General features: G+C 43.3%; 11 protein-coding genes, 1 riboswitch and 1 other annotated feature. Of the genes, 10 read left to right on the top strand and 1 reads right to left on the bottom strand.

The window, feature by feature from the left end; genetic code table 11:
• The first annotated feature begins 9 nt into the window (after positions 1–9).
• A riboswitch (TPP riboswitch) is annotated at positions 10–115 on the top strand.
• A gap of 96 nt (positions 116–211) precedes the next feature.
• The 7 genes from thiT (at position 212) to ADIAL_RS01855 (ending at position 7,848) form a co-directional block, all read left to right on the top strand.
• Positions 212–778: an energy-coupled thiamine transporter ThiT gene (gene thiT / locus ADIAL_RS01885; RefSeq protein WP_034299322.1), complete on the top strand. Its 567-nt coding sequence runs from the start codon at positions 212–214 to the stop codon at positions 776–778.
• 82 nt (positions 779–860) lie between these two features.
• Positions 861–2,315 (top strand): cardiolipin synthase, encoded by a 1,455-nt coding sequence (cls, locus tag ADIAL_RS01880; RefSeq protein WP_034299319.1) that lies wholly within the window; start codon positions 861–863, stop codon positions 2,313–2,315.
• Positions 2,316–2,482: 167 nt separating this feature from the next.
• Positions 2,483–3,934: a cardiolipin synthase gene (cls, locus tag ADIAL_RS01875; protein WP_034299316.1), complete on the top strand. Its 1,452-nt coding sequence runs from the start codon at positions 2,483–2,485 to the stop codon at positions 3,932–3,934.
• Positions 3,935–4,372: 438 nt separating this feature from the next.
• Positions 4,373–5,539 (top strand): betaine/proline/choline family ABC transporter ATP-binding protein, encoded by a 1,167-nt coding sequence (locus ADIAL_RS01870; RefSeq protein WP_034299313.1) that lies wholly within the window; start codon positions 4,373–4,375, stop codon positions 5,537–5,539.
• 12 nt (positions 5,540–5,551) lie between these two features.
• A complete protein-coding gene (locus tag ADIAL_RS01865) occupies positions 5,552–6,184 on the top strand; it encodes an ABC transporter permease (protein ID WP_034299310.1) in 633 nt (210 codons plus the stop codon).
• 16 nt (positions 6,185–6,200) lie between these two features.
• A complete protein-coding gene (locus tag ADIAL_RS01860; RefSeq protein ID WP_034299307.1) occupies positions 6,201–7,157 on the top strand; it encodes an osmoprotectant ABC transporter substrate-binding protein in 957 nt (318 codons plus the stop codon).
• Positions 7,158–7,185: 28 nt separating this feature from the next.
• Positions 7,186–7,848, top strand: coding sequence for an ABC transporter permease (locus ADIAL_RS01855; RefSeq protein WP_034299409.1), 663 nt, complete (start codon positions 7,186–7,188; stop codon positions 7,846–7,848).
• A 138-nt stretch (positions 7,849–7,986) separates the two neighbouring features.
• On the opposite strand, the gene ADIAL_RS01850 is transcribed toward ADIAL_RS01855, so the two are convergent.
• Positions 7,987–8,307 carry a hypothetical protein gene (locus ADIAL_RS01850; protein WP_034299304.1) on the bottom strand — a complete coding sequence of 107 codons (321 nt, stop codon included), beginning with the start codon at positions 8,305–8,307 and terminating at the stop codon, positions 7,987–7,989.
• 268 nt (positions 8,308–8,575) lie between these two features.
• Between ADIAL_RS01850 and ADIAL_RS01845 the strand changes: the two genes are divergently transcribed.
• The 3 genes from ADIAL_RS01845 to ADIAL_RS01835 all read left to right on the top strand — a co-directional run bounded on the left by ADIAL_RS01845 (position 8,576) and on the right by ADIAL_RS01835 (position 11,917).
• Positions 8,576–9,442 carry a DegV family protein gene (locus ADIAL_RS01845; protein WP_034299301.1) on the top strand — a complete coding sequence of 289 codons (867 nt, stop codon included), beginning with the start codon at positions 8,576–8,578 and terminating at the stop codon, positions 9,440–9,442.
• Between the two features lie 114 nt (positions 9,443–9,556).
• Positions 9,557–9,603: a sequence feature (sodium ion sensor (DUF1646 type); this cis-regulatory element may regulate processes involved in with the transportation of sodium ions), on the top strand.
• 42 nt (positions 9,604–9,645) lie between these two features.
• Positions 9,646–9,972, top strand: coding sequence for a hypothetical protein (locus ADIAL_RS01840; RefSeq protein WP_034299297.1), 327 nt, complete (start codon positions 9,646–9,648; stop codon positions 9,970–9,972).
• Positions 9,959–11,917 (top strand): V-type ATP synthase subunit I, encoded by a 1,959-nt coding sequence (locus ADIAL_RS01835; RefSeq protein WP_034299294.1) that lies wholly within the window; start codon positions 9,959–9,961, stop codon positions 11,915–11,917. Before ADIAL_RS01840 ends, ADIAL_RS01835 begins: the two co-directional genes overlap by 14 nt.
• Positions 11,918–11,924: the final 7 nt, after the last annotated feature.

The following is an 11,924-nucleotide window of genomic DNA, read 5'->3' as shown; positions in this document are numbered from 1 at the left end:
AAAATACAGATACTGTACTAGGGGAGTCGATTGATCGGCTGAGAGTGGACTGAAAGTCCAGACCCTTTGAACCTGTACGTTCATGCGTGCGAAGGAAGAGTACTGAAGCCAAAGATTACAGCCAGATTTCTGTCTTGAGCTGAAATCCTGACTGGTTAAGATTTCATCCTCCTCTCTAGTCCAGTAAGCTGACTATGGAGGAGTTTTTTTTATGAGAAATAAGACATTGACGATTTATATCGAAGGGACACTGTTTGCAGCTCTTGCTATGGTGATGTCTTTGATTCCCTCAGGAATCGGTTCGTCCTATAGTGTTTCACTCGGCATGATCCCCTTGACCTTCTACGCGGTCCGAAGAGGATTCGGACCGGGAGTGTTTGCCGGTTTTTTATGGGGAGCACTGCATTTTGTGACGGGTTCAGTTTACATGCTGAATGTCTATCAGGTCATCATTGAATATACGATTACGTATGCCAGCATCGGTCTTGCAGGAGCCTGGTCTTCAGTCATATTGGAACGTATGCAAAAGGGCAGGGACTGGAAGGTCTATACAGGACTAGCAGCAGCCGTATTTTTTGGTGCGCTTGGGCGCTACTTCTGGCATTTCATTGCCGGCTGGATTTTCTGGGGAGATTATGCCATGTGGGACATGGGTGCTTTCACTTTTTCACTGCTGATGAACGGCCTGAGTATGGTATCTACCGCACTTGTGACGATGCTGGCTCTTATTCTGATATACAGCCGTTCACCGAAACTTTTCATGCCTAGAACCAAATAAACAGACTTAAAAGGTGAAGGATAGTAGACAGGAGATCTGTTGCTAGGTTAAACTAGGATAAATAAGCTTAAAGGAGACAAACATGACTATATTAACCAGCATTTTCTGGGGGGTTATTTTTCTTAATTCGGCACTGGCAATCTGGACTGTTTTCAGGGAAAAAGAACGTGATATTGCCGCAATCTGGGCTTGGCTGTTGGTTATTACGATGCTTCCGGGCATAGGCATCATAGTCTACCTGTTTCTTGGCAGGAAAATATCCAAGGAGTCCATCTTTGACCTCCAGAGTCAGGAGCAGATTGGCATGCCGCAACTGGTGGAAGCTCAGAAAAAGCTGATCGAGTCAGAGAATCTTAATGTACCTGAGGCACACTATGATGGAAAAACGTATGAACTGGTTCGACTGTTTCTGGAAAGTAACCAGGCCGTTCTGACCAAGGGAAACAAGGTGTCGCTCATCAGTGACGGCGAAGATAAATTTGACCAGCTGATTGAAGATATCAAGCAGGCAAAACATCACGTCCACGTGACCTACTATATATTTCGAAGAGACAATATTGGCAGAAGACTGCTCCATGCGCTAGAAGAGCGGGCCCAGGAGGGTGTTGAGATAAAAGTGCTGTATGACCCAGTAGGAGCCAGAGTTTTGGGCAAACATTTTTTTGACCGTCTGCAGTCTCTGGGAGGAGAGGCGGAACCCTTCTTCGGTTCAAAGTTCTTTCTAATTAACTTGAGGCTAAACTATAGAAATCACCGGAAAATCGTCGTGATTGATGGGCAAGTGGGCTATACGGGTGGCTTCAATGTGGGGGACGACTATTTAGGTCTATATGAAAAAATGGGTTACTGGAGAGACACACACCTTAGGATAGAAGGAAATGGAGTACTGACCCTCCAGACCCGTTTTCTGATGGACTGGAATGCTTCAGCTAAAGAGCGTGCTGTAAAATATACAGAAGCGTATTTTCCGCTGTCTTCCCTGAAAGGAAATACGGATATGCAGATTGTATCAAGCGGACCAGATGATGAAATTCATGCTATCAAAAAGGGGTTCACTAAAATGATCAGCATGGCCAGAGAGTCTGTCTATATTCAGACCCCCTACTTTATTCCTGATGAAGCACTGATGGAAACTATAAAAATCGCCCTTTTTTCAGGCATAAATGTCAAAATCATGATTCCCAACAAGCCTGATCATCCTTTTATATACCGTGCAACGTTGAGTTATGCTGAAGAACTGGTTGAAAGTGGAGCAGAAGTTTACATATACGATAATGGGTTCTTGCATTCCAAAACGATTGTGATTGACGGGGAAATTTTGTCTGTCGGGACGGCTAATTTTGATATCAGGAGTTTTCGGCTTAATTTTGAGGTCAATGCTTTTATCTATGACCAGGAGCAGGCTCAGCAGCAGGTCGATTTGTTTAATGCTGATATAAAAAAATCTTACCTGCTAACTTCTGAAATGATCAGCAACTTTGGTAAATGGGAAATATTTAAGCAGCAGTTCAGCCGATTGTTTTCACCGATTCTGTAAAGTAAAGCTGTCATTTGTAAGCAGACATGCAATGTGTAATCATGTTTGCTTATCCTCTTTACGTTCAAACATTATGAGTCGGTTCTACAAGGGAAACAGTCTGCGATTTAACCTCTTCAGCAAAATGACAATAAAGGTTTAGCCGCCACATAAGCAAGGAGCACGCCATGAGAATACTGACGATTATTTTTGCATCCGTGATAATATTGAATGCAGCTATAGCTTGCTACACTGTTTTTAGTTCCAGAAAAAGAGAAGTAGCCTCCACATGGGCGTGGCTCTTTGCCATGACAATGTTTCCAGGGCTCGGATTGATTGCTTATTTCTTCTTGGGAAGGAAGCTAACAGAAGTGCCGATTTTCAGCAACCATATTCTTAATGAGTCCGGGCTGACAGATGCCGTCTCTCATCAGAAGAATACCCCAGAAGCGCTGTGGCTATTGGAACACAAAGGGTTTCAGATTCGGGCGCATGAGCTTGTCAGCCTACTTCTGAAAAGTAATGATGCCTTAATGACTGAAGGCAATACGGTCACCATTATCGAAGACGGTGAAAAAAAATTTAAGCAGCTGATAGCAGATATCAGGCAAGCTAAGCATCACATTCACCTCATCTACTTTATTTTTCGCATGGATGAAATCGGAATTGAGATACTGGAGGCACTGGAAGACCGGGCAAAAGAAGGAGTAAAGGTACGCCTTCTTTATGAACCGGCTGGTGCAAAGGCCTTGAATAAAGGGTTTTTTGATCGACTGCGGTCCTATGGTGGAGAAGCAGAAACATTTTTCGGTCCCAGACTATTACCAGTTAATTTTCGGACCAATTTTCGCATGCACCGAAAAATTGCAGTTATTGATGGAAAAACAGGCTATACGGGCGGTTTCAATGTCGGAAATGATTATCTTGGTCTTTACGAAAAAATGGGCTATTGGAGAGATACCCACCTTAGGATTGTAGGCCCTGCCGTCCAGTCATTGCAGGCTCGTTTTTTTATGGACTGGAATGCTGCAGTCAGTAAACGACCAGTAGACTTTAGCTGCCGATATTTCCCTATTACTGAAACCAAAGGCACAGAGCTGGTACAGATTGTTACTAGCGGACCTGACAATGAAGTGGAAGCTATAAAAAAAGGCTTTATTAAAATGATTAGCTTAGCGAGAAAGACGATTCATATCCAGACGCCCTACTTCATTCCGGACGAAGCTATGATGGAATCAATCAAAGTAGCTTTGCTTTCCGGTGTTAGTGTAAGCGTTATGATACCTAATAAGCCAGATCATCCTCTAATCTATCGAGCCACGCTAAGTTATATAGAAGAAATAGTTTGCTTGGGGGCATCGGTTTATGTATACGAGAAAGGCTTTTTGCATTCCAAGTCAGTGGTCATAGACAGTGAAATTGTGTCGATTGGGACGGCTAATTTTGATATTAGAAGTTTCAGACTGAATTTTGAAGTCACTGCTTTTATTTATGATGCACAGAAAGCAAGAGAACAGCTTCGTCTATTTGAAGCAGATAGCAAAGTGTCTAGCCTGCTGTCAGAAAACACATTCAGCGGTCTGGATAAAAAAGAGCGCATCAGGAGGCAAATTAGTCGACTGTTTTCACCGATTTTGTAGTCTGAATATATATCGTAGTGTCAAATAAAACGGAAGCTCTCAAAATACATGGAGAGCTTCCGTTTTTGATTTAGCATAATCATGAAATAAAGCTGTTGGAGTATGCAAAGCAGTCGGATACTGCTGTAATCGTAAAGTCTTTAGAAGCAGACACAGAGGTGTGATTTGCAATCCTGTTACTTTTCTGTAATAATTATATAGGTGAACTATTGCATTATTATGAATGAAAAAATGCATATAGTTGCTTTGTGAAACTTGATATGACTTATTAAAAAGCGTTGTGTAATCGATAGTACATGTGTATTTGGTATATACAATTACAAAGAAGCCATCTGTGTGAAAGTTAAGGAATGATTTTCTTATCGATTTCAGGCAGTTTTTTATGGCTTAAACAGCTGCAGTCATTAAATAATAACATTAAGGAAAAGGGGAAGTATCATGATTGAATTCAAACATGTATCCAAAATTTACAATGACGAAACTACCGCAGTAGACGACATTTCGTTTACGGTTAATAAAGGAGAATTTGTTGTTCTGATCGGAACATCAGGAAGTGGTAAAACCACTACTATGCGTATGGTCAACCGAATGGTCGAATCTACCAAAGGTGAAATTATTATTGACGGTAAAGATATCAAAGACGAAGACCCGGTTAAACTAAGAAGAAAAATAGGCTATGTCATTCAGCAGACAGGGCTCATGCCTCACATGACCGTATATGAGAATATTGTCATGGTACCGAAGCTGCTGAAATGGGAAAAAGAAAAAATGCGAGAAACAGCTGAGCGCCTGCTGGATAAGGTAGATATGGGTCCTGAGTTTCTAGACCGTTATCCTCAGGAACTGTCAGGTGGGCAACAGCAGCGTATCGGGGTCATTCGGGCACTGGCAGCCAATCAGGATATTATTCTGATGGATGAGCCATTTGGTGCTTTGGATCCAATTACACGTGATGCTCTTCAGGAGCTCGTTAAGCATCTTCAGGAAGAAATGGGGCGAACGGTGATTTTTGTTACCCATGACATGGATGAAGCGCTCAAGCTTGCCGATAAAATCGCTATTATGTCTGAGGGCAAAATTATTCAGTATGATACGCCTGAAAATATCTTGGCAAAGCCGGCCAACTCATTTGTGGAGAGCTTCTTGGGAGAAGACCGTCTCCAGCAGCGTTCGTCCATGCAGAGTGTTGATCAAGTTATGGTCAGAAAACCAATTTCGGTGACTAACGATATCACTTTGGCAGATGCCATCCGTGTTATGCGTGACCAGCGGGTCGATTCACTGTTTGTTACAGACCATGAGAATATTCTACAGGGAATTGTCGATTTTGAAGGAATTAACCGCAACCGTGAAAAAGTCAGAACGGTTCAGGATATTCTATCGCCGGTCTTTTATGTTAATTCAGGCACGCCTCTCAGCAGTGTGGCAGATAAAATGCTAAAACGTGGATACAAAAATATCCCTGTCGTAGATGAAGCAGGAAGACTTGAAGGTCTGGTCACACGGGCGTCATTAGTTGATATTGTGTTTGACACAATCTGGGGCGATGACGAGGACGTCGAAAGCTTGCCTTTAGGAAAAACTGAATGTGCAGAATCGGAATAGGAGGAATTTGGAATGATTGACTTTTTTAACAATTACGGCTCCGACCTGATCAGACTGACTTGGGAACATCTATTTATATCAGCAGTATCTTTGGGATTGGGTGTATTGGTAGCAGTCCCTCTGGGAGTAGCGCTGACTCGAACAGAAAAACTGGCAACCTGGTTTATTGGTTTGACTTCTATTCTCCAGACAATTCCTTCACTGGCTTTACTGGCTTTTATGATCCCCTTTCTTGGTGTAGGGACCGTGCCGGCCATTGTGGCATTGTTCATTTATTCGCTTCTGCCGATTTTAAGAAATACTTTTACAGGCATGCAGCGGGTCGACAGTGATCTGGTTGATGCAGCTAAAGGTATGGGCATGACTCAAATGCAGCTAATCAAAAAAGTTGAGCTGCCCCAGGCTGCGCCGGTCATTATGGCTGGTATTCGTTTGTCTGGAACCTATGTCATTGCCTGGGCCGCTCTGGCTTCCTATATAGGAGCTGGGGGACTAGGAGATTTTATCTTTAATGGCTTAAACTTGTTTATCCCTGAACTGATTATTGGCGGAACGATACCTGTCACTATTCTGGCACTGGTGGTCGATTTTGGCCTCGGTAAGGTGGAAAAAATCGTGACACCCAGAAATCAACTGGCAGAATAAAGAAAGGCTGATCATAATGAAATGGACTAAAAAAATAAAACTGGCTGCCTTATCCTCAACTGCAGTCTTCACGACAGCATGTTCTTTGCCTGGGCTGGGAGCAGGATTGACTGAGGATGTTAATATTCGTATTGCTACTCAATCGTCGACTGAAATGGCTATTCTTGGCTATGTTATTCAGGGAATGGTCAACCATTACTCAGAAGTCAATGCAGAAGTGATTCAGAATCTAGGGTCGTCAACAATGGTTGCTCAAGCTTTGATTCAAGGTGATGCTGAAGTCGCCGCAGCTAGCTATACAGGTACGGCGCTTACTGGTGAGCTGGGAATGGACCCAATAACGGACGCGGAAGAAGCCAGACGGGTCGTGACTGAAGGCTTTGAAGAGCAGTTCGGAATCAAGTACTTCCCGTCTTATGGTTTTGAAAATACCTATTCCTTTTTGATCACTACAGATTTGGCAGAAGAGCATGGAATAGAAAGCATCAGTGACCTAGAACCGATTGCGGCAGACCTGACTGCTGGAGTCGATACCTCCTGGATGGAACGGGAAGGGGACGGTTACCGTGCGTTTTTGGAAACCTATAATTTCGAGTTCGATACAGTTTATCCAATGCAGGTCGGTCTTGTTTACGACGCTGTTCGATCAGGTAACATGGATGTCGTCCTTGGATACTCCACAGACGGCAGAATCGCCAGCTATGATCTGGTCCTGCTGGAAGACGATTTGAGCTTCTTCCCCCCATACGACGCCAGTCCTTCAGTACTCTTTGACACACTGGAAGAATTTCCTGAGCTGGAAGACATTCTGCTAAAGCTGGAAGGAACAATTGATACAGGGCTGATGCAGGAAATGAATTTTATCGCTGATGAGTACCTGATTGAACCGGCTACTGTGGCACAGCAGTTCCTGGAAGCGAATAATTTCTTCGAGGATGCCGAACCGTATCTTGAGCCAGTAGGAGGAGAATAAAATGTTTGATTTAGAAGGATTCGAAGAGCTGACGCAGATGAATATGCTCCAGCAGCTCATTTATTACACACAACAGAACAGTGCATATTTGTGGGAACAGTTTACGCGACATTTTCTAATCTCAATTTACGGTGTCCTGTTTGCCGCTGTCGTTGCTATCCCGATAGGCTTTTACATTGCCAGGCATAGTAGGCTAGCTGACTGGGTCGTAGGGGCGGCTAATGTGATTCAGACAATCCCCTCTCTGGCGATGCTGTCGATTCTGATGCTGGGGTTTGGTATCGGGCACAATACAGTAATCATAACAGTTTTTCTGTATTCTCTGCTGCCGATAGTGAAAAATACCTATGCTGGGGTCAAAAACGTTGACCATGCTCTGCTGGATGCCGGCAAGGGTATGGGAATGACCCGATGGCAGATGACATATAAAATCGAAATGCCCATGGCGCTGTCGGTCATTATGGCTGGCTTGCGAAATGCATTAGTTGTTGCCATTGGCGTAACAGCAATCGGTACTTTTATTGGAGCCGGTGGATTGGGTGATGTCATTCAAAGAGGCGTCAATGCTTCCAATGGAGGGGCAATTATCCTGGCAGGTGCTATACCGACTGCTTTAATGGCAGTTATTTCAGATTTAGTACTGGGCTGGCTTGAGCGCAGGCTGAATCCAGCCAGTCGGGTCAGTCGTTGAGGCTAAGTGAGACATACCTTTGATTAAGATAAAACACGTGTCTACTTCTTTATGCAGTTCGCATGAAGAAGTAGACACGTGTTTTTTTGACCGGAAGTCTACCGGTCATGGTGCAATAAGAACAGAAAATATTACAGCTTATTTGATGAGACGAACATGCCTGATATCTTTGGCATTCAGTAGATATACCGTATTCGCTGAAGCTGGCTTAATAATAATTTGAGTTGACTTGGCTGAAAAAAAGGGTACACCGGTGTATTCGATGAGGTGATCGGTATGAGCAGTCGGATTGACTTGAACAATGATACGCTGCTGCTTTAAGACTGCCTGCTTCAGGAACAGGCTTAACTGATTTTTTGGCATCTGCGGCTGCACTTTGGATAAACTTGAAAACAAAGCTCCGTATCCTCTCTTGAAAACCTCGACAATATGCTGTTTTTCAATACTTATTTTACTCATGATCGTCCTCCCCGAACATATGTTACCTTTAGTATAGCTTGCGAACATACATTCGTCAACTGGAAAATCAGAGACATTTTATCGAGGGGGCTGATCGACTGAAAGCAACGCCTGTATACCAGCGTTATGGCTCAGATCATTTTACTTGAAACCTGGTCCTTACCTTCCGTTTATAAACAGAAAAGGAAATAATGTGTACGAGCCGTTTCTATTTATAGACAAAAAAAGTATAATAGAAGAGTATTAAACTAAAGGAGTGGATAAGATTATGGACTATCAACTGATCACAGATTCCTGTAGTGATCTGCCGCTTGATATTGTCGACCGGTTCAATCTGGATATCGTCAATTTCACCATCAATATGGGCGGAGATGAGCTTCAAGATGATATGGGAAAGACCTTTGACAAACATGCCTTTTTCAATCGACTCAAGGAAGGGGAAACTGCATCAACCTCACAAGTCAACGTGCATACATATCTTGAAACGTTCAAGCAGTATGCGGAGAAAAAGGTACCGCTCATTTATCTATCTTTTTCATCAGGTTTGTCAGGGTCATACAACAGTGCCTTGCAGGCGAAAGACATGCTGATGGAAGAATATGGAGAAGTGGATCTAACCATCATCGATACTATGGCGGCCAGTCTGGGCCAAGGTCTGCTAGTATATGAAGCAGCTATTTTAAAAGAGCAAGGTCTGAATAAGGATGAGCTTGTGCAGTGGATCGAGGATCATAAATTGAACTACCATTCCTGGGTCACTGTTGATGATATCAAGCACCTTCAGCGTGGAGGGCGTATTTCAGCCACAGCGGCTACTGTTGGGTCACTGTTGAATGTTAAACCGATTATTGTGATGAATGATCAAGGTAAACTCATTCCTGTAGCAAAAATTAGAGGCAGAAAAAAATCGATTCACCATTTAGTTGAGCAGACCATCAATGGAGTGAAAGATGTAGAGGATCACCCTATTTTCATTGGACATGTCGGGGTTCCAGAAGAAGCGGAGTACATAAAAGCCAAGCTTCTGGAACGGATTAAGCCCAGGGAAATTGTGATTTCCAGCTACGGTCCTACAGTTGCTGCCCATACAGGGTTTGGATCTCTGGCTGTATTCAGTTATGGAAACAAACGCTGATAGAAAATTCTCTTTATGCCCTGCTCTCTGCTCTAGTGTAAAAGTTAGTTGCAGTTGACACTATTTTTAAGTATGTGCTATTATAAAATTTGTTAGCATCAATAATAGAAATGCGGTTGGGCGTAAGCTTTCAAGGACTATTTCTTCTAGGGCGAGAAGAAGGCTTGTTAGCTGCGCCCTTTTTTTGAAGGGGGGAGAACAGGATGAATCGTGAGGCTATAAACTATGTCATCGAAGCGGAAGCCCGCGTGGAAGAACTGCGGGAGCGAGCGGACAATGAAATAAAGACGCTGAAAGAAAGCACAAAACAGCAGATTGAAAAAATTGATGAGCAAACCAGTCATGAACTGGAAGCTTACAAAAAAGAGCAGGCTGCTGAGATGGAAGCGAAGCTCAAGCAAGACAGGGCAGCATTTAAAGACCAGGTCCAAGCTGAAGCAGAAAGATTTACCGAAAACTACGAAACAAAAAAAGATACATTAGCCAGTCGAATAGCCGAGGAGGTGTTGCGTCGATATGGCCATAGCTAAAATGAAAAAACTCACACTGCTAGCGGAACATGCGCACAAGGATGTGCTGCTCAAGAGTGTGCAGGAAATGCAGAGTCTTGAAATTATTTCACTCGAAGACAAGCTTGAAGAACAGCTACTGGATCACTTTGACGCTCGGGTGTCAGAGGAAAGTAAAAGTGACTTGCAAGCGAAGCTTCAAGATATAGAATATGCTTTGAATTATTTAAAGGAATTTGTCAGCCAACCTAAGCTGATTGAACGTCTGAAGTCCAAGAGGGAAGTCTTTACCCTGGATGAGATTGAGGACCATGTTGGACGTTCAGACATATCAGGCATGCTTGACACGGTCGAGGCGAAAGAAAAGACCATCAGCCAACTGGATGAACAGTTAAAGGAATTGAAAGAAGACGAAAGCTATCTGAGAAAGTGGCGCGCACTTAATTTCATGCCAAGTGAAGTCAAGCATCTTAAGCTTATGGATGTGATTGTCGGTTCAGTGGATAAAGAACATGATGCGGAACTGATGGAACATTTCAAAGAAAATGGAAGAATCTTTACCAGTGAACTTTATCGGAGAAGTGACGAAGTTGCGTATCTGATTATTGTACCTAGAGCTGATAGAGAGGACTTTGACCGTATAGTCAGTCAGTTCAGTTTTAGAGAGCTGAAGTATCAGCACGACCAACTGCCTGAAGATGCGCTTTACAACAATTTAGTGTCTCAAAAGCAATTAAGAGAACAGAAACAAGAAGCTGTGCGTGAGATGTCGGACTGGCGAAGCCTCTATAGAGATTTGGAACTCGCCGAGGAATATTACTATAATCTGATTGAAAGAGAAAAAGCACAATCGCTCTTGATCAGCAGCCACCACATGTTTTTGCTGTCAGGCTGGATTGAAGAAGAAAAGGTTGAGCACCTGAAGCGAAACATTGAGAAAGAGACGGGAGAAGGTGAAGTGGCTATTCTTTCGGATGATATTATAATGAAAGAATACGAAGAGGTCCCTGTTGTTTTGAAAAACAATAAACTTGTTCAGCCATTTGAAATGATAACTGAAATGTTCAGTTATCCCAAGTACAATGAAGTTGATCCGACACCTTTGATGATGCCGTTTTTCATGATTTTCTTCGGCATGATGAGTGCTGATCTGGGTTACGGCCTTCTTCTGTTTGGGGTCACCCTGTTTGCGCTCAAGGCATTCAATATTGAGGGAGGCGTAGGGAACTTTATCAAGTTTTTGTATACTCTCTCTTATCCAACGATGGCATTCGGTATATTTTTCGGAAGTTTCTTCGGCATAGAGCTTCCAGTGCAAGTGTTCTCACTACAAAATGATGTTCTGGAAATTATGGTGTTTTCGGTTGTTCTTGGCCTGATTCAGCTTCTTTATGGCTTGATCCTGAACGGGAAAATCAAGACGAACCAGGGACAGCGGGCTTCATCGTATATTGATGGGTACGCTTGGTTTCTCATGCTAGTCGGATTCATACTGTGGGTATTGGGAGCACTAGTAGTAGACATTCCGTTTATGACTCAAGCTGGTATCGGGCTGGTTGCCTTGAATGCTCTGGGTATACTGGTCGTATCTGCAATATCCAGTTCAAATAAAGCACTAGGACTGGGACTAGGGGCCTACAACCTCTACGGTATTTCCGGTTATGTAGGAGACATTGTCAGTTACACTCGTCTGATGGCCTTAGGCGTTGCTAGTGCCAACATTGCCATGGCATTCAATATGATCGTCGGCTTTCTACCGCCTGTCGCCCGCTTCAGTGTGGGAATCGTCATAATCGTAGCGCTGCATTCTTTAAACATTGCACTGACTTTCCTGAGTGCCTACGTGCATACTTCAAGACTGCAGTATGTAGAGTTCTTCGGCAAGTTCTTCGAAGGAGGCGGCAGACCGCTGGCTCCACTGAAGACACTGGAAAAACACATATGGTTGGAAGATAACAATAAATAAAAAACAA

The sequence above is a fragment of the Alkalibacterium sp. AK22 genome (assembly GCF_000585255.1).
Classification (GTDB): domain Bacteria; phylum Bacillota; class Bacilli; order Lactobacillales; family Carnobacteriaceae_A; genus Alkalibacterium.
The sequence above is the reverse complement of the archived record's forward strand: the minus strand, read 5'-3'. Positions and strand labels throughout refer to the sequence as shown.